The 17,710-nt window shown below is 50.8% G+C and carries 12 protein-coding genes, 5 tRNA genes, 2 rRNA genes and 1 pseudogene; 10 read left to right on the top strand and 10 right to left on the bottom strand.

Annotated features, from left to right (window positions below):
* Window positions 1–126 precede the first annotated feature (126 nt).
* Entirely contained in the window at window positions 127–1,011 is an 885-nt protein-coding gene (locus tag EQM14_RS02285; RefSeq protein WP_128741427.1) for a LysR family transcriptional regulator, read from the bottom strand.
* Between the two features lie 181 nt (window positions 1,012–1,192).
* Between EQM14_RS02285 and EQM14_RS02280 the strand changes: the two genes are divergently transcribed.
* The 3 genes from EQM14_RS02280 to sdaAA are packed head-to-tail and all read left to right on the top strand — an operon-like array spanning window position 1,193 to window position 4,019.
* Window positions 1,193–2,389: a dicarboxylate/amino acid:cation symporter gene (locus tag EQM14_RS02280; RefSeq protein ID WP_205703190.1), complete on the top strand. Its 1,197-nt coding sequence runs from the start codon at window positions 1,193–1,195 to the stop codon at window positions 2,387–2,389.
* Window positions 2,390–2,426: 37 nt separating this feature from the next.
* Window positions 2,427–3,095 carry an L-serine ammonia-lyase, iron-sulfur-dependent subunit beta gene (gene sdaAB / locus EQM14_RS02275; protein ID WP_128741425.1) on the top strand — a complete coding sequence of 223 codons (669 nt, stop codon included), beginning with the start codon at window positions 2,427–2,429 and terminating at the stop codon, window positions 3,093–3,095.
* A 33-nt stretch (window positions 3,096–3,128) separates the two neighbouring features.
* Window positions 3,129–4,019 carry an L-serine ammonia-lyase, iron-sulfur-dependent, subunit alpha gene (gene sdaAA / locus EQM14_RS02270; RefSeq protein ID WP_128741424.1) on the top strand — a complete coding sequence of 297 codons (891 nt, stop codon included), beginning with the start codon at window positions 3,129–3,131 and terminating at the stop codon, window positions 4,017–4,019.
* Window positions 4,020–4,259: 240 nt separating this feature from the next.
* Here the strand turns inward: sdaAA and EQM14_RS02265 are convergent, their stop codons facing one another.
* Window positions 4,260–4,955, bottom strand: a complete 696-nt coding sequence (locus tag EQM14_RS02265) for a helix-turn-helix transcriptional regulator (RefSeq protein ID WP_128741423.1) — start codon at window positions 4,953–4,955, stop codon at window positions 4,260–4,262.
* 262 nt (window positions 4,956–5,217) lie between these two features.
* Between EQM14_RS02265 and EQM14_RS02260 the strand changes: the two genes are divergently transcribed.
* The 7 genes from EQM14_RS02260 to EQM14_RS02230 all read left to right on the top strand — a co-directional run bounded on the left by EQM14_RS02260 (window position 5,218) and on the right by EQM14_RS02230 (window position 12,610).
* Entirely contained in the window at window positions 5,218–5,598 is a 381-nt protein-coding gene (locus EQM14_RS02260) for a RidA family protein (protein WP_128741422.1), read from the top strand.
* A 64-nt stretch (window positions 5,599–5,662) separates the two neighbouring features.
* A complete protein-coding gene (gene dpaL, locus EQM14_RS02255) occupies window positions 5,663–6,871 on the top strand; it encodes a diaminopropionate ammonia-lyase (RefSeq protein ID WP_128741421.1) in 1,209 nt (402 codons plus the stop codon).
* A gap of 45 nt (window positions 6,872–6,916) precedes the next feature.
* Window positions 6,917–8,299 (top strand): alanine/glycine:cation symporter family protein, encoded by a 1,383-nt coding sequence (locus EQM14_RS02250; protein ID WP_128741420.1) that lies wholly within the window; start codon window positions 6,917–6,919, stop codon window positions 8,297–8,299.
* A gap of 138 nt (window positions 8,300–8,437) precedes the next feature.
* Complete coding sequence (locus tag EQM14_RS02245; RefSeq protein WP_205703189.1) at window positions 8,438–8,644, top strand: hypothetical protein; 207 nt, start codon at window positions 8,438–8,440, stop codon at window positions 8,642–8,644.
* Between the two features lie 525 nt (window positions 8,645–9,169).
* The gene (locus EQM14_RS02240; protein ID WP_128741419.1) at window positions 9,170–10,606 is read left to right on the top strand and encodes an alanine/glycine:cation symporter family protein; all 1,437 of its coding nucleotides are present in this window, start codon (window positions 9,170–9,172) and stop codon (window positions 10,604–10,606) included.
* 118 nt (window positions 10,607–10,724) lie between these two features.
* Window positions 10,725–11,837: an alanine dehydrogenase gene (gene ald, locus EQM14_RS02235; protein ID WP_128741418.1), complete on the top strand. Its 1,113-nt coding sequence runs from the start codon at window positions 10,725–10,727 to the stop codon at window positions 11,835–11,837.
* Window positions 11,838–12,160: 323 nt separating this feature from the next.
* Window positions 12,161–12,610, top strand: a complete 450-nt coding sequence (locus EQM14_RS02230) for an Lrp/AsnC family transcriptional regulator (RefSeq protein WP_128741417.1) — start codon at window positions 12,161–12,163, stop codon at window positions 12,608–12,610.
* 173 nt (window positions 12,611–12,783) lie between these two features.
* Here EQM14_RS02230 and EQM14_RS02225 read toward each other — a convergent pair.
* The 8 genes and pseudogenes from EQM14_RS02225 to EQM14_RS02190 form a co-directional block, all read right to left on the bottom strand.
* Window positions 12,784–12,885 (bottom strand): annotated as a pseudogene (locus EQM14_RS02225) (IS200/IS605 family transposase); the annotation flags it as partial.
* Between the two features lie 172 nt (window positions 12,886–13,057).
* Window positions 13,058–13,133, bottom strand: a tRNA-Asn gene (locus EQM14_RS02220).
* Window positions 13,134–13,142: 9 nt separating this feature from the next.
* Window positions 13,143–13,258, bottom strand: a 5S ribosomal RNA gene (gene rrf, locus EQM14_RS02215).
* 188 nt (window positions 13,259–13,446) lie between these two features.
* Window positions 13,447–13,521 (bottom strand) — tRNA-Glu (locus EQM14_RS02210).
* Between the two features lie 68 nt (window positions 13,522–13,589).
* Window positions 13,590–13,665: transfer RNA gene (locus EQM14_RS02205), tRNA-Lys, on the bottom strand.
* Window positions 13,666–13,814: 149 nt separating this feature from the next.
* A 23S ribosomal RNA gene (locus EQM14_RS02200) occupies window positions 13,815–16,754 on the bottom strand.
* A 504-nt stretch (window positions 16,755–17,258) separates the two neighbouring features.
* Window positions 17,259–17,335, bottom strand: a tRNA-Ile gene (locus EQM14_RS02195).
* Between the two features lie 178 nt (window positions 17,336–17,513).
* Window positions 17,514–17,589: transfer RNA gene (locus EQM14_RS02190), tRNA-Ala, on the bottom strand.
* Window positions 17,590–17,710: the final 121 nt, after the last annotated feature.

Here is a 17,710-nt window from a genome sequence, read left to right as displayed (position 1 = left end):
TGAAACCGGAATCGATATCATCTCAAAACAGAAGTTCCAGACAGAAGCCGCCGGATAGAAAAATCCGGCGGCTTTGTGCTGTGCGGCAAAAGGAGCAAACGCTGCAGAAATAGGATTTTTTAGGGCTTACACCATGCCGAGATTTGCAAGCCGGATAAATTCCTTCATTTCTTCGGTCAGCCACTTTTCTTTGTGATAAAAGATTTGACGCGACATCGACATCTGAAAATCCGTAACATTTAAAATAGAAAGCTCCTGCCGCAGCACGCTTTCGCTAACGGCAAAGTGCGGCAGAAAGGACAGACCAAGATTGTGCTTCACCATATTCATAATAAACTCGGTGTGACCCACCTCTAAAAACGGGGTGAGGGAAAGATTGCGGGAGGCAAGGTGCTGCTCCAGCCCGTAACGGTAGTTGTCCCCTTTTTCGGTGAGGAAAAAACGCTCGCCCAGCAAATCTTCCAGGGTCAGGGCGGACTGTTTTGCCAGTGGGGAGCGCGGCGACGAAACAAAAACGATGTACTCCTGCTGTTCTATCACCTTTACCCAGTTGTTGTTGTAAAGCGGGCGATCCAAAATGTAAATAATGTCCACGAGATTATGTTCCATCATTTCGATCAGCTCCGTGGGGGAAGCCGTAGTAATTTTGATCGAGATGTGCGGATGATTTTTATAAAAATACTGCAAAATAGTAGGAAATTTAAAAAAACACAGCGATTCGATAGTACCGATATGCAGTGTGTGTTCCAGAGATTCTGATTTGCCCAAAGCCGCCTGTGCTTCGCAAACCTGGTTTAGAATGTTGGTGGCATAGGTCAAAAACTGCTTGCCCGGCAAGGTAAGGGTCACTTTTTTGCCCATGCGGTCAAAAAGGCGGGTATCCAGCTCTCGCTCCAAGATCTGGATTTGAATGGTGACGGCGGATTGAGAGTAGCCAAGCTCCTGCGCAGCTTTGGAAAAGCTTTGTAATTGCACCACTTTTAGAAAGGTATTCAGCTGCCTTATTTCCATCTGCGCAATTGCCTCCAGTTATTATGAATTTTATTAAACTCATCTATAAGAAGTATGAATTGGATTTATACGTATAGTCATGTTACACTATATATTCGAAGAAGTCAATTGCAGAAACTGTTTAAAAAGACATGCCTTCTGCGGTTGACAAGGTGAGTTTTGAAAAACGGAGGGATACATAATGAAAAAGGGAATGGGCCTTGTACCAAAATTGATCATTGCGATTATCCTAGGTATCTTAATCGGGCAGTTTTTGCCTGAGTCGATCTGCCGTATTGTGGTGACGGCATCGGGGATATTCAGCACGTTCCTGAAATTTATCATTCCGCTGATGATCGTTGCTTACGTCACCATGGGCATTGCGGATCTGTCCCAGGGCGCCGGCAAGCTGCTGATTATCACTGTCTGCATCGCGTATTCGTCTACGCTCATCAGCGGCACCGCGTCCTATATTGTTTCCAGTAACCTGTTCCCGCACTTTATCAGTGCGAACGTGCTGAAGCAGATCGCGGCAACGGCAGACAATTCGCTCTCGTCTTACTTCAACATCGCAATCCCGCCTCTGCTGGATACGCTTTCGGCGGTGGTACTGGCGTTTGTGCTTGGCCTTTGCCTTTCCACCATGCGCGGCAAGGAAATCGGCGATACGCTGTATAACACCATGAAGGATTTTTCCGGCATCATCGACAAAGTGCTGCACACCGCTATCATTCCGCTGCTGCCGCTCTACATCTGCGGCACCTTCGTGGATATGACCAAATCCGGCAAAACGTTTGCTATTTTGAGCGTTCTGTGGAAGGTCTTCCTTGTGGTCATCTGCATGCACCTCATCTATCTTGTGCTGCAGTTCTCCCTCGCGGGCGCTATCAGCAAAAAAAGCCCGTTCACTCTTATGAAAAACCAGATCCCGGCGTACACCACTGCGCTTGGCACCCAGTCCTCCGCGGCAACCATTCCGGTTAACCTGCAGTGTGCAGAGGCGGACGGCATCTGCGAACAGATCCGCAACTTTGTGGTACCCCTGTGTGCCAACATCCATATGTGCGGTTCCATGATTACCATCACTGCCTGCGCAACCGCAGTTTGCCTGATGAACCAGATCCCCATCAGCCTTGCGACCGTCATTCCGTTTCTCATGACCCTCGGTGTTGCAATGGTTGCTTCCCCGGGCGCTCCCGGCGGCTCCATCATGACCGCGCTTCCGTTTCTGTACATGATTTTCGGCGTGGAAGCGGGTGACCCGAACGGTCCCATCTGCGCCATCATGGTTGCACTGTACATCACGCAGGACTCCTTCGGTACCGCCTGCAACGTCTCCGGCGATAACGCGATCGGCGTTATTGTCAACAGCATCTACGAAAAATGGATCAAAGCATAAAACGGCGCTTGCGGTAATTTGCTTTGGAGGTACCAAAATGAATGTATTTGACATTATCGGCCCCACCATGATCGGCCCGTCCAGTTCGCACACCGCGGGCGCGGTGGCACTGGGCAGGGTGGCAAACAAGGTGATGAACCAGGCCTCGCCTGCAAAGGTGCGCATCGAGCTTTCCGGCTCGTTTGCACATACCTATAAAGGGCATGGCACCGATCGTGCGCTGATGGCAGGTATCATGGGCTACAAAAGCTACTCGGCGGAAATCCGCGATGCGCTTGACATTGCACAGCAGCGCGGCATTGAATACGAGTTTGTACCCACTGATATCCCGGGCGCACACCCCAATACTGCACGTATCTACATCAAAGGCAAAAACGGCGAGGAATGCACCGTGCAGGGTGCAAGCATCGGCGGCGGCAATATCCGGGTGGATTACATCAACGGTATGCGGGTCGATTTTACCGGAGAACACAACACCATTTTGGTGCTGCACCGCGACAAACCCGGCCTGATCGCCGCTGTGACCAACCTGATGAAGGAAAAATACAAAGAAGTGAACATCGGCAACTTCAGACTGTCACGTCCCGTCAAAGGCGGGGAAGCAATGATGACCATCGAAATTGACGGCATGCCTCCTCAGGGCATGATCGACGATATGAGGGGCATCGAAAACGTGATCAATGTGCTGCTGATTCGCTCCGTGTAACGCCCACGGCGGCAGAGTTAAGGAGAAATTTTCATGTTGCTGTATCAAGCCATAGAAGAACTGCTTGCCGCAGCGGCGGCACAAAATAAAAAAATCAGCGAACTTGTGCTGGCGGACCAAGCCCAGCAGATGGAAAAAACAGAGCAAGAGGTTTATGCCCAAATGGAGCAGAGCTTCGATGTAATGTGTGATTCTGTATTGCAGGGGCAGGGACCGAACCAACGTTCCACCTCCGGGCTGACCGGCGGCGAGGGCTTTAAGATGATGTTCTACTCTGAGCGCACAGCGGGCGGCTTGAGCGGCGTGTTTATGACGCGAGCCATGAGCCGCGCACTCGCGGTGTCCGGCTGCAATGCGGCGATGGGCAAGATCGTAGCGACCCCGACGGCAGGCAGCTGCGGTATTTTGCCGGGGTGCCTAGTATCGCTGTACGAAGATAAAAAAATGCCCAAAAAAGACATCGTGATGTCGATCTTTACTGCTGCTGCGTTTGGCATCGTGATCGCCCAGCGCGCCTGCCTTGCCGGCGCACAGGGCGGCTGCCAGGCAGAGTGCGGCAGTGCGGCGGGCATGGCTGCGGCCGCGCTGGTAGAGCTGCAGGGCGGTACCCCGCAGCAGGCGGCAGATGCCTGTGCCATTGCCATTGCAAACCAGCTGGGTCTGGTGTGTGATCCGGTGGCAGGGCTGGTCGAAATCCCTTGCATCAAACGCAATGTGTCTGGTGTGATGATCGCTTTTTCTTCGGCAGATATGGCGCTTGCCGGTATACGCTCTGAGATACCGGTGGACGAGTGCATTGATTCGATGGACGAGGTGGGCAGTGCGTTGCCGGCATCGCTGCGCGAAACAGCACTGGGCGGCTTAGCGGCTACCCCCACCGGCATGAAGCTGAAAGAGCAGGTCTTTGGACCCGCCCAGCACTGAGCAGAACAAAAGACGGCCCGCAAGGCACGCAGCAGCGCGTAGCTTTGCGGGCTGTTTTATTTTACAGAAAAGTTGCGGCAAACGAAAGGCGAGAGTGTTTCGATCTTCGTCCGTAACGAGAAAGGGTAAGCTTTGCTTTCGCAAAAGGCTTTAGAACATTGAGTCATGCCCCCCGGCTGTGCCGGGGGGCATGACTTCCCTCACTTCAGGCGTATCCCTGCCGTTACAAATGCCTTGAAATTACTCGGCGGGACCCTCGTCCGAATGTTTTTCCTGGTTGATTTTGCTGAGGTAACGGTAAATGCTGGCCTGGGAACAGGAGAGATGTTTGGCCACAACCGGAATGGCCCCTTTGAGCATAAAAACGCCTTTCTTGTCCAAAAGCTTGATAATTTCAAGCTTTTCCTCTTGATTCAGCCGGTCGGTCGGGATATTGGCATTGCTCGTGACTGCCAGAAAAGCGTCCTCCATGGCGGAAGAAATATTATCGTAAAACGTCTCGTGCTCCACACTCTCCGTGGCGCTGATCGCAATGTTCTTGGAAGCGTAATCATCGGGATGACAGAGTGAAAAAACTTTTTCGGAAAGATCCCGATAACGGCTGTCGTCAAAATTGATACAAAGCAACCCAACCAGCGCACCTCTCTCATCCTTGATAAACAAGGTCGAGCAGCGCAGGACTTTGCCGTTGGCGGAAAGCCCGCGGTAATTCAGCTTCCAGTCCTGGGTCAGATACGCTTTCTCCGCAATGAGCTGCATTGCCACATTGGTCAGCGGCGCGCCGATGCCGCGCCCGCTGATGGACCCGTTGGCAATGGCCACAATGGAAGGCTGCTTGCAGGAAAGGTCATGCAGTGCGATTTCGTAGTCCGGCCCCAGCATATGGCCCAGAAATTCAACCAGTAACGTATATCGGCGGATCACATCTGAAGTCACAAAATCTCTTCCTTTTCAATAGTGTCAATGGGCAAATATCACCCCTTTTAAGATCGTTCTAATAAAAATATAACACCAATAATAAAGCAAATCAATAAAATTTTCTTAAACAGCCTATCGCCCTCGGAAAAGAGTCCATCAAAATCGTGGTATTTCATAATAATTCTAATTGAAGAATGTCGTTTATAAATATTTTTACAAATCTGTTGACAATATTTTATTATGGTGATAATATTTTATTGTACCAAAGGAGGTGAACCATTTGAAGCAAAAAATCAATACCGAAAAAGCGCCTGCCGCCATCGGTCCCTATTCTCAGGGCATCAGGGCCGGAGGTCTGGTCATAACGTCCGGCCAATTGCCGATCGATCCCGCGACCGGCGCATTTCCGGAGGGGATCGAGGCCCAGACCCGCCAGTCCCTTGAAAACTGCAAGAGCGTTCTGGCCGCTGCGGGGGCAACGATGGACCAGGTCGTCAAAACCACCGTGTTCCTCAGCGACATGAATGATTTTGCCGCAATGAACGGCGTATACGCCTTGTTTTTTGACGGCATCTATCCGGCGCGCAGCGCGGTGGAGGTCGCAAGACTGCCAAAAGGAGCTGCCATAGAGATCGAAGTAATTGCAATCCTGCCGAAATGAAGAAGGAGGGGTTCAAAACACGTAAACAAATGCCAGCAAAAAATGGAAAATAGGGGGAAGATAGATGAACGAGTGTTTCAAATCCGTGCATTACGAACGTAAAGCAGGCAGCGGCCTGTACCCTGTCAAACGCTTCGGCCCGGAGCAAGCAAAAAAAGTTCACGCATTCCACGAAAGCTTTCCGGAATATTCGATGACTCCGCTGGCAAATTTGAAGTCTCTCTCAGAAAAGCTTGGAGTTGCCAGTATCCACGTTAAGGACGAAAGTTACCGATTTGGTCTGAACGCCTTTAAGGTGTTGGGCGGCAGTTACTCGATTGGAAATTACATTGCCAAAAGGCTCTCTATGGACATCAGTGAGCTTCCCTATTCCAGAATGATCAGCAAGGACATTCGCGACAGACTCGGCGAAATCACTTTTGTAACCGCGACGGATGGAAATCACGGCAGAGGTGTGGCATGGACGGCCAACCGCCTGGGGCAGAAAAGCGTGGTCTACATGCCAAAGGGAAGCGCGCCTGAACGGTTAAAGAACATCCAGGCTCTTGGAGCAGACGCTTCCATCACCGATCTGAACTATGACGACGCCGTGCGCCTGGCCAACGAAGGGGCGGAAAAGTACGGCTGGGTCATGGTGCAGGATACCGCCTGGGAGGGGTATGAAGATATTCCGGGCTGGATTATGGAAGGATATACAACAATGGCCTATGAGGCCGTTCAGCAGCTAAACGGTGAAAACCCCACTCACATTTTCCTTCAGGCGGGCGTCGGCGCAATGTCCGGCGGCGTCACCGGATTTTTCGCGGACCTTTACGGCGATCAGGACAGGCCGATTATTACGGTTGTTGAACCCAATAAAGCGGACTGTATTTACCAAACGGCAAAGGCGGATGACGGCACGCTGCACTTTGTCAAAGGCGAGATGAATACGATTATGGCAGGGCTTGCGTGCGGGGAACCATGCACGATAGGCTGGAAAGTTCTGCACGACCACGCGGACAATTTTGTTTCTATGCCGGATTATGCCGCAGCCAAAGGAATGCGGGTCCTGGGCAATCCAATCGGGAGCGACCCTCGGGTAATCTCCGGCGAAAGCGGTGCCGCAACAATGGGCTTTGTGACGGAAGTATTGCAAAATAAAAGTCTGGACTGGCTGAGAGATCAGCTCCGGTTGGACAAAAGCTCCAGGATTCTCTGCTTTTCCACGGAGGGTGATACCGACACGGAAAATTATCGCAGAATCGTATGGGATGGCCTGTATCCGAGCTTTTAACGGACAGTGAAGCAAAAATGCTTGGGAACTTAAGGAGGAGCTATTATGTGGGAAGCCTTGTATAATCTAACTGGATTTCTTTGGGGAACTCCGCTTATGATTCTGATGGTTGGCGTAGGCCTCTATCTCACGATCAGATCCGGATTTTTTCAAATTCTGCACCTTCCAACCTGGTGGAAACATACGATCGGTGAAGTGTTCAAAAAGAATAGCAATGAAAACGCCGGTGAAGGAGAGCTAAAACCATACCAGGCGCTCAGCACGGTTTTGGCCGGAACGGTCGGCAGCGGCAATATTGCGGGTGTCGCCGCCGCCATTGCCATCGGCGGACCGGGCGCTGTTTTTTGGATGTGGATCATCGCCATCGTTGGAATGATGACAAAAATGACGGAGGTGACTCTCGCCGTAGCCTACCGTAAAAAGAGCCCTTCCGGCGAATATTACGGCGGCCCAATGCACTATATGAAATCCGGCCTTGGCAAACTAGGCCCTGTATTGGCCGGCATTTATGCTGTCGCATTGTTTATCGACGTTCTGACAGACGCCTGTTTCGTACAGACCAACACGCTGGCATCCTGCGTAAAAGATGTGTTCAACGTTCCGATGATCCTTTGCGGAATTATCGTTGTCGGAATCAGCATTATCGTCATCCTTTCCGGCGGCATTAAAGTGATCGGTGATTTCTGCGGAAAAATTGTGCCTCCTATGATTATTATTTATATTATAGGATGTCTTGTTGTCATCTGCAGCAACGCCAGTGCGATTCCCCATGCGTTCGGCATGATTTTCCAGTACGCCTTTTCTCCGGCGCCGGCCGTTGGCGGTTTTGCGGGTTCGACTATTTCCCTATCAATGGCGCGGGGCGCTTCCCGCGGCATTTTTTCCAATGAGGCCGGCATGGGCACCGCCACGACTGTTCATGCAACCGCTCAGACAGACAACCCGGCCCATCAGGGTATGTACGGCATTTTGGAAGTATTCATTGATACGATCATCATCTGTACTCTGACAAGCCTTACCGTTCTGTGCAGCGGCGTATGGAGCTGCGGCGACTCAGGGGTCGTGCTTACCTTTGACGCATTCCGCAGCACCTGGGGCCAAATCGGCATTATCATACTTTGTATCGCGGTTGTTCTGTTTACCTATTCCAGCTATATCGGCTTTTTTGTTGAGTTCCGGACCTGTGTGGAATTCCTGTTCAGTGAAAAATCCGTCAAATATCTCCAATGGCTGTTCTTCGCGCTGCCAATCCTTTCCGTTACTCTGGAAGTTGAACAGATCTGGGACCTCGCCGACATGGCGGTAGGCTTTATCGTAATTCCAAATATGATCGCCCTTTTGCTGTTGAGTCCAAAGTTCTTGGAAATCTTTAAAGGTTATACGGCCAAATTAAAGGCGAAGAACAAGCCGGAAGCAGATGAGCAATAAGGATGCATCCCGCTTGTCAGTTTATTTCATAGAAATAACGATTCCCACACAAATGCAAGTGTTGCGGGGAACCTTAAAAGAAACGATTGCCAGCGAGCGCTGTGCATCCAGGCGATTGTATCCGGATGGATGGACGTCGTGTCCATCTACATCTGCCCCTTGGGGGCTCTGCTGGCCGGCGTCATGTTTTTGTGGGTCGCCGGAAAGAAGTTCGCTCTCGAAAGCGTCAGCGAGGGGATCAAAAAGCCGATCGGCGGCTGGTTCTATCCATTGGCAAAATATGTGTACTGCGTCTGCGCGCTGATTGCTTTGATCGCCGGCGCCATTCTCGGCGGCATCGGCTGAGGCAAATATTGTGTTTTAGCCGAGCCCTGGGAAATATAAAATATATTACAAATAACTCCCGTATGATAAGGAACGCTCTCATACGGGAGTTATTACATCGTCACCCCCGGCACAGCCGGGGGGGTTCTTTTATATGCAGGTAAAAGTTCTATTTCACTGCCGCGCCTAAGGCGCTGGTACGGCCGCCATTTGCAAAGAGCATGTTACCTAAATGTCTTTCTGTGTGGAGGGACCTTCGGTGGCCAATCGCGTAACCATTTTGTAAATTTTCCTGTTAGCAATAAAAATTTCCGTTTATTTTATTTTATTTTGTTTAAAAAAAAATCCTTACTATACAATCCGGATCGCGTGTTGTATAACTTAACCAGATAAAAAATCGATCATATTAATAAAAATATTATACAAATTGACAGCATTTTAACAAGCAGTTCTATGGTGTGTTCGCTCGGAATCCCATGGATTTCTCATTTGCGGAGCGGGGACGCTGTTTTGAACGAAAATCGGTAAAACGAGGAGGAAAAGCCATTGGACTCATTTGTAAAAGCAATTTTGTCCGCAAATAGCTGGTTAAATGGCATCGTGTGGGGCATACCGACGCTTATCCTGCTCATCGGAACAGGATTATATCTCAGTATCCGCACGGGATTTATCCAGTTTCGGAAATTCGGCTATATCATGCGCAACACCTTCGGCAGGATCTTCCAAAAGCAGGAAAGGAACAAAGGCTCGGTCACCCCGTTTCAGGCAGTTTCTACCGCGCTGGCCTCTACGGTCGGCACGGGGAATATCGCCGGGGTGACCGGGGCCATCGCCCTCGGAGGGCCCGGAGCGGTATTCTGGATGTGGGTTGCCGCCTGCGTAGGCATGGTCACCAAATACTCTGAGGTAACACTCGCCGTAAAGTATCGGGAGAGGAACAAAGAGGGCGACTGGGTCGGAGGGCCGATGTACTACATAACGAACGGACTCGGGAAGAACTGGAAATGGCTCGCGGTAGTGTTCTCAATCCTTGGTTCTCTTACGGCCATCGGCACCGGGAATATCACGCAGAGCAATACAATTGCCATTTCGATCAACACCGCCATTCAAAGCTTCCATCCAGATGCAAAGGGGTCTTCGTCCACCATCAGCATTGTCATCGGAATCATTCTCGCAGTGATTGTCGGACTGGTCGTCATCGGCGGCATCTCGCGCATTGGCGCGTTTGCGGAAAAGCTCGTGCCATTTATGGCAATTATTTATATTCTTGCCGCGCTTGTGGTCGTATTTGGCCATATCAACTATTTGGGCCTGGTTCTGGCCGCGATTTGCAAAGGCGCATTTTCTCCGTCGGGCGTGATGGGCGGCGCATTCGGCGTCACTATCGTCCAGTCCGTGAAATACGGCGCTGGGCGCGGAATTTTCTCAAATGAGGCGGGGCTTGGCACCGCGCCGATCGCCCACGCGGCCACAAGTGAAACCAACCCGGTGAAGCAGGGGATGTACGGCGTCTTTGAGGTCTTCGTCGATACCATCGTCATATGCTCCCTCACCGCTTTTGCTGTGCTTTCGTCAAGCGTTTCCAAGGATGCCTCCGGAGCGGTAACCTGGTCGATCCCATGGGGCAGCAAAGTCGGAAGCGACCTGACGGCAACCGCGTTTGCGACCGTGTTCGGCAATCAGGCGGCGAGCGTGATCATTGCGATCGGCCTCATCCTTTTCGCGACCACCACCATCGTCGGCTGGGCGCTCTATGGAGCCCGCTGCTGCGAATATCTTTTCGGGAGCAAGTCCATTCCCATCTATCGGGTGATTTACGTCCTTATGGTCTTCTTCGGCTCCACCATGGACCTCAGCGTTGTATGGGACATTTCAGATACGCTTAACGGCCTTATGATGATACCAAACCTGATCGCATTGCTGGGTCTGTCCGGTGTCGTCATCAAAATGACAAAGGCTCATTTTTCAGTCAAAGAAAGTTAAGCCGTGCAAGGGCAATGGGACCGGCGTTTCCTTTGCAGCGGATTTGGCTCTTGATGTTTACGCTTCCGATATGCTTCAAGAAAGCATTGCAACAATATATTTTAAAGGGGGACTTTCCATGATTATCGGTTTGCCAAAAGAAATTAAAAACAACGAATTCCGCGTGGGTATGACACCGGACGGCGCAAAAGCGTTTTGCGATGCGGGCCACACCGTGCTGGTAGAGACAAACGCGGGCCTGGGCTCCGGTTTTACCGACAAAGAATACCGGGACGCCGGCGCGCAGATCCTGGGCAAAGCAGCGGATGTGTGGGAAAAAGCCGACATGATTTACAAAGTAAAGGAACCCATCCAAAAAGAGTATCCGTATTTTCGAGAAGGCCAGACTATTTACACCTATTTTCATTTAGCCGCAGATCGTCCTCTCACAGAGGCTTTATTAAAGTCAAAAGTCCGGGCTGTTGCATTTGAAACGATTTTTGACGCCAATGGCGGTCTTCCCTGTCTGCTCCCCATGAGTGAAATCGCGGGGCGGCTTTCCGTTCAGCAGGGCGCAAAATATCTGGAAAAAACATTCGGCGGCAGGGGCACGCTGCTGGCCGGCGTTCCTGGAGTGGAGCGCGGCAACATCGTGATCCTGGGCGGCGGCGGCGTAGGTACAAACGCCTGCAAAATGGCCGTCGGCATGGGGGCAAATGTAACGGTGCTTGACATCAGCGCCAAACGGCTTGCGTATCTGGACGATATTTTCTTCGGAAAGATCACCACATTGTACAGTACCCGTGCCAACGTTCTGTCGGCAATTTCAAAAGCGGATGTCGTGATCGGCGCGGTTTTGCTTCCGGGAAGAGCGACGCCCAAACTGGTACGCAGGGATGACCTGAAACTGATGAAACCCGGCGCGGTTTTAGTCGACGTCGCTATTGATCAGGGAGGATGCTTCGAAACCTCCCATGCCACCACGCATGACGATCCCGTTTTCCTTGTCGATCAAATTGTCCATTATTGTGTTGCCAATATGCCGGGCGCCGTATCCCGCACCTCTACGCTGGCCCTGGCAAATGCAACGCTTCCATACGGACTGAAGATCGCGAATAAAGGACTGAAGGCCGCGTTGAAAGAGGACGCAGGATTGATGAGCGGTTTAAACTGCTATGACGGCAAATGTACCTTTGCCGGCGTCTCGGACGCATTGAAGCTCGACTACACAAATCCCAGCACGCTGCTGTAAAATAAAAAAGCTAACATAAAAGTGATCCACAAAAAATTATTTTGATGTGGATCACTTTTATGTTATATTGCAATTTTTTGACAAAATTTCATCTTGACTAATGATCCCTTAAGTTATATACTTTTTTAAAATTAAAAAGTGTATGCTTGTAATGTTCAAAAGGAGATGCGGCCTTAAGCTAATTAAGTTAACAATTGCAGCGGTAGGGGTATTTAATTTCCCATCCCTCTTGTTGCCTTGTATATCAACCGCATGGGCAATCCGACAAAAATATAACTAGGGCATCATAACCAATTTGATAAGAAGAGAGTGAGTGGGATCGCTTGGATGCAATCGATTATAAAATCTTGGATCTTCTATCAGAAAATTCAAGAACCTCGGCTGCAATGATCGGACAGCAGGTTTGTTTGTCAACCTCAGCCGTAAACGAGAGAATACATAAATTATTAAATAATGTTATTTTGCGTTATACGGTGCAAATGAATCCAAAAGCATTCGGATTAAATATTCATATGCTGGTCGGCATCGCCATGGAGCATTCAAGGTACCATAAAGTGTTTTTTCAAAAGGTCTCCGCCCTGCCGTATGTGAGCCATTGTTTGTATCTAACAGGAGAGTTTGACTTTTTAATCGAAATATTTGCAACTTCTTCGGAAAATCTTCAAAAATATCATGGGCAGCTCAGTATAATGGAGGGTGTTTCCAGCATTCAGACATTTTATGTTCTGGACGAATATAATGCTCCGCCCAATATGTATCTGAGTCAGCCCTAATATCATAAAGTCCAAACCGGCTGGCAACAGAGCAGATGGAAACAAACCAACGGCCCAAATTCGATCAGAGCCGTCCGGTCCGGACTCGCCTACGGCGGCCGCGGCTGAAACCATATTGTTGCAAAAGTGACTCCGCCGCACCGGGTGCGCCCAACCTGGATACATCGCCCCGCTTTTATCTGCCCATATATTTCCCTTCCGCGATATTTTGGAGCAAATACAATATGATACTGGCATCTCCACTTTGAATGTGATAAACTTTGTATGTCTTTCATGACAAAATCTCCTTTTGTTGTTAATGCGGTTGGCAGACCTGCATCTATTTTAACAAAAGGAGATTTTCTTGTATCTAAAGATTCTCATCTCACCTGCAAAGCTAGTGGTTCTTTTATTGCTAAAGCCGCAAGAAAAAAACAGCAGCCCATGCTCTGCATGAACTGCTGATTTTGGCTCCCCGTGTTGGACTCGAACCAACGACCCTGCGGTTAACAGCCGCATGCTCTACCAGCTGAGCTAACGAGGAATATGAAAATGTTGGCACCACCTATTGTCCCGGGCCGTTACCAGCCAAGTATCTTCGGCGCAAATGAGCTTAACTTCCGTGTTCGGAATGGGAACGGGTGTACCCTCATCGCAATCGGCACCAACTAAATTCCAACCTATTGAATTATCAAACACCAATCCTGTGACCCGTGCGGGATTCGACCGGATGCTCCGCATCCTTCCGGCTTGCACTTTCGCGCTTCACCACTCTTCGCTAAAGTTCTACCACCGGCAAAACTTCTTAACGCTCAGACCCTCTCGAGTTCGAATCCGCTTTAGAATTCTAGAAATCTTGGTGACCCGTGCGGGATTCGAACCCACGTTAACGGCGTGAGAGGCCGCTGTCTTAACCACTTGACCAACGGGCCATATCAAATCCGACACTTTCGGCCGGTCCGGAAGTCAGGGTCCCTGACCCCTTTTCCGGCTTACCTTTTGGTGCACCATCAGGGATTCGAACCCGGGACACCCTGATTAAGAGTCAGGTGCTCTACCAACTGAGCTAATGGTGCATAGACCATGCGGTCGGCACGCGCCTCCGGCGATCATGCCATCGGCTTACGGGGTTTTCCCGCACTGTTTTTTCAGATACATATCGTACCTTCAAAACTGAATAAAGACTGAGAAGGGAAAAGCGAACTTGAACGGGCAAACCAAAAATATGGTCAAGCCCTCGGCCTATTAGTACTGCCAAGCTGAACACGTTACCGTGCTTACACACGCAGCCTATCAACCTTGTAGTCTACAAGGGGCCTTACCAGCTTATGCTGTGGGATATCTAATCTTGGAGTCGGCTTCACGCTTAGATGCTTTCAGCGTTTATCCGATCCGCACATAGTTGCCCAGCTGTGCCATTGGCATGACAACTGGTGCGCCAGAGGTGCGTCCATCCCGGTCCTCTCGTACTAAGGACAGCTCTCCTCAAATATCCTGCGCCCACGACAGATAGGGACCGAACTGTCTCACGACGTTCTGAACCCAGCTCGCGTACCACTTTAATCGGCGAACAGCCGAACCCTTGGGACCGAATACAGCCCCAGGATGTGATGAGCCGACATCGAGGTGCCAAACCTCCCCGTCGATGTGGACTCTTGGGGGAGATCAGCCTGTTATCCCCAGGGTAGCTTTTATCCGTTGAGCGACGGCAATTCCACTCTCATACCGCCGGATCACTAACTCCAACTTTCGTTTCTGCTCGGACCGTCATCCTCGCAGTCAGGCTGGCTTATGCGTTTACACTCTCCCGCACGGTTTCCGTCCGTGCCGAGCCAACCTTTGAGCGCCTCCGTTACGCTTTTGGAGGCGACCGCCCCAGTCAAACTGCCCGTCTAACAATGTCCCCCGGCCGGATTCACGGCCGCAGGTTAGAATTTCAGCAACTTAAGGGTGGTATCCCAAGGACGACTCCGCTCCAGCTGGCGCCAGAGTTTCAAAGTCTCCCACCTATCCTGTACATAAATTACCGAAACCCAATATTAAACTGCAGTAAAGCTCCATGGGGTCTTTCCGTCTTGTCGCGGGTAACCGGCATCTTCACCGGTACTACAATTTCGCCGGGCGGGTAATTGAGACAGTGCCCAGATCGTTACACCTTTCGTGCGGGTCGGAACTTACCCGACAAGGAATTTCGCTACCTTAGGACCGTTATAGTTACGGCCGCCGTTTACTGGGGCTTCAATTCAATGCTTGCACATCTCCTCTTAACCTTCCAGCACCGGGCAGGTGTCAGCCCCTATACGTCATCTTTCGATTTGGCAGAGACCTGTGTTTTTGCTAAACAGTCGCCTGGGCCTATTCTCTGCGGCCTCATCTCTGAGGCACCCCTTATCCCTAAGTTACGGGGTCAATTTGCCGAGTTCCTTAACTACCCTTCTCCCGTTGGCCTTGGAATCTTCTTCCTGTCTACCTGTGTCGGTTTGCGGTACGGGCGCATCGGATATCCCATAAGACTTTTCTCGCCCTGCTCTAAGCATGCTTCCCTACTAAATTTCGGTCCCTTGCGCCCGGGTCAACCAACGCCCGGGTCATGCCCTTTGCAGGTGTCATCTTACTTAAATCCTTCTGCGGCTACGGAATGTCAACCGTATGTGCATCGGCTACGCCTTTCGGCCTCACCTTAGCTCCCGGCTCACCTGGAGCGGACGAACCTTCCTCCAGAAACCTTAGACTTTCGGCCAATATGATTCTCACATATTTCTCGCTACTCATTCCGGCATTCTCTCTTGAATGAAATCCACCGGCGCTTCCGCTCCGACTTCAACTCTCATTCAACGCTCTCCTACCATGCTCAGCCATTCTCCACGCTCTCAATCCTTTTCAGCTTTTAAGTAATTTCGCGTCGCTGCGCGCCGCCAGATTCCTTCTTCACTTTCGCTAATTGAGGTTATGGAGAATGACTGAGCATCCCAAGCTTCGGTACACGATTTTAGCCCCGTTGAATTTTCGGCGCAGGGTCACTCGACCAGTGAGCTATTACGCACTCTTTTAATGAATGGCTGCTTCTGAGCCAACATCCTGGTTGTCTGTGCAACCCCACATCCTTTGCCACTTAACCGTGTTTGGGGACCTTAGCTGTGGGTCTGGGCTGTTTCCCTTTTGACGATGAAACTTATCTCACACCGTCTGACTCCCGTATATCGATTATCCGGCATTCTGAGTTTGATAGGCTTCGGTAGCCTTTCGGCCCCTAGACCATTCAGTGCTTTACCTCCGGTAATCTGATACGAGGCTAGCCCTAAAGCTATTTCGGAGAGAACCAGCTATCTCCGGGTTCGATTGGAATTTCTCCGCTACCCACACCTCATCCGCTACCATTTCAACGGGAGTCGGTTCGGTCCTCCATGGGGTTTTACCCCCACTTCAACCTGGACATGGGTAGGTCACCCGGTTTCGGGTCGAATACAACTGACTTCATGCGCCCTGTTCAGACTTGGTTTCCCTGCGGCTCCGTCCCTTAAGGACTTAACCTTGCCAGTTACATTCACTCGCCGGACCATTCTACAAAAGGTACCCGATCACCCGTTGACGGGCTCTCGGTGCTTGTAAGCACAAGGTTTCAGGTTCTTTTTCACTCCCCTTCCGGGGTCCTTTTCACCTTTCCTTCACAGTACTCTTCACTATCGGTCACTGGGTAGTATTTAGGCTTGGAGGGTGGTCCCCCCACGTTCCCACCGGATTTCTCGTGTCCGGCAGTACTCGGGATACAGCCCGCTCCGCTTTCCCTTCGCATACGTGACTTTCACACTGTCTCGTCGGCCTTTCCATGCCGTTCTGCTCGGGATCGCAGACTCTTTGGCTGTCCACACCCCGAAGGCATTGCTGCCTCCGGTTTGGCCTCTTCCGCGTTCGCTCGCCACTACTTGCGGAATCTCAATTGATTTCTCTTCCTCGCCCTACTTAGATGTTTCAGTTCAGGCGGTTCCCCCCGTAAAGCTATGAATTCACTTTACGGTGACCGGACATAACTCCGGCCGGATTGCTCCATTCGGACACCTATGGATCAAAGCCTGCTTACGACTCCCCATAGCTTTTCGCAGTTTGCCGCGTCCTTCTTCGGCTCCCAGTGCCAAGGCATTCCCCTTGCGCTCTTTGTAGCTTGACCATGTGATTTTTTGGTTCTTCAAAATTGTAGTTTTTCTATCAGATTAATCTTTTAGAATAACAACTTTTCTCGCTTTATCTGCTTCTCGCTTTATTCAGTTTTCAAGGTACAACCTGAGGTTGACGCACGTCGCGGGTCAGCTTTCAGTTCAAAGAACCTTACCTGCCGCGACCTTTACCAGCCTGCAGATTACACACAACATTCCTTTTCACTTTCATGAACCGGAACATCATATGTATTGACACACAGTGTCTCTCGTCGCGCTCTCGCCCGTCGGTTTCCCTGACTCACGGTCGCGGATTCAAAATACCATATGTAATTGTGAACCTTTTGGGAGCGTCTTCCGACTGTCCCGCCCGATTCAGTTTGTCTCCCGCTCTTTTCTTCACGGCGGGCCGTGCATGCAGACTCAGTCTGCTGGTGGGCTTAATCCTCGAGTCACACTCTGCCTGAATGGCTTATGTGGTTCTCGTATGGATTAATCCCGAGCGCACTGTCGTGCGCTGGTGGGCTTAAGTGGACTCGAACCACCGACCTCACGCTTATCAGGCGTGCGCTCTAACCGGCTGAGCTATAAGCCCATATTTTGTTGTCGGACGCTCTGGCTAGAGGTTTGATCCCCAATCCTTCGCATTTCCAACGCCGGTTTCAGGTTCTTACCCTTCACCCTGTTCACTTTTCGGACTTCCTTCTGTTGCGCGGGCACTCTGCCGGCTGTTTCCAGCCCGTTCTGTGCGCGACGAAACGGACGTCTGTCCGTGGTGGAGATAAACGGGATCGAACCGTTGACCTCCTGCTTGCAAAGCAGGCGCTCTCCCAGCTGAGCTATACCCCCATATGGAAGTGATTCAACTGTCTGGTTCTTCTCAGTTCTCTCTCACTGAAGTTCCCTACACTGATTCCGGGAGCCTTTTCAGACTGTCCCGCCACTTAAAGGCACTTTCCTGCCGGTTCTC

Origin of the sequence: Caproiciproducens sp. NJN-50, assembly GCF_004103755.1 — a bacterium.
In the GTDB taxonomy this organism is placed as follows: Bacteria; Bacillota; Clostridia; order Oscillospirales; family Acutalibacteraceae; genus Caproicibacter.
Note: the sequence above shows the minus strand (reverse complement) of the source record. Positions and strands in the feature narration are given on the sequence as shown.

Coding starts and splice junctions, on each gene's coding strand:
- EQM14_RS02285 (WP_128741427.1), bottom strand. CDS start 1,011: ATGGAAATAAGGCAGCTGAATACCTTTCTAAAAGTGGTGCAATTACAA.
- EQM14_RS02280 (WP_205703190.1), top strand. CDS start 1,193: ATGAAAAAGGGAATGGGCCTTGTACCAAAATTGATCATTGCGATTATC.
- sdaAB (WP_128741425.1), top strand. CDS start 2,427: ATGAATGTATTTGACATTATCGGCCCCACCATGATCGGCCCGTCCAGT.
- sdaAA (WP_128741424.1), top strand. CDS start 3,129: ATGTTGCTGTATCAAGCCATAGAAGAACTGCTTGCCGCAGCGGCGGCA.
- dpaL (WP_128741421.1), top strand. CDS start 5,663: ATGAACGAGTGTTTCAAATCCGTGCATTACGAACGTAAAGCAGGCAGC.
- EQM14_RS02250 (WP_128741420.1), top strand. CDS start 6,917: ATGTGGGAAGCCTTGTATAATCTAACTGGATTTCTTTGGGGAACTCCG.
- ald (WP_128741418.1), top strand. CDS start 10,725: ATGATTATCGGTTTGCCAAAAGAAATTAAAAACAACGAATTCCGCGTG.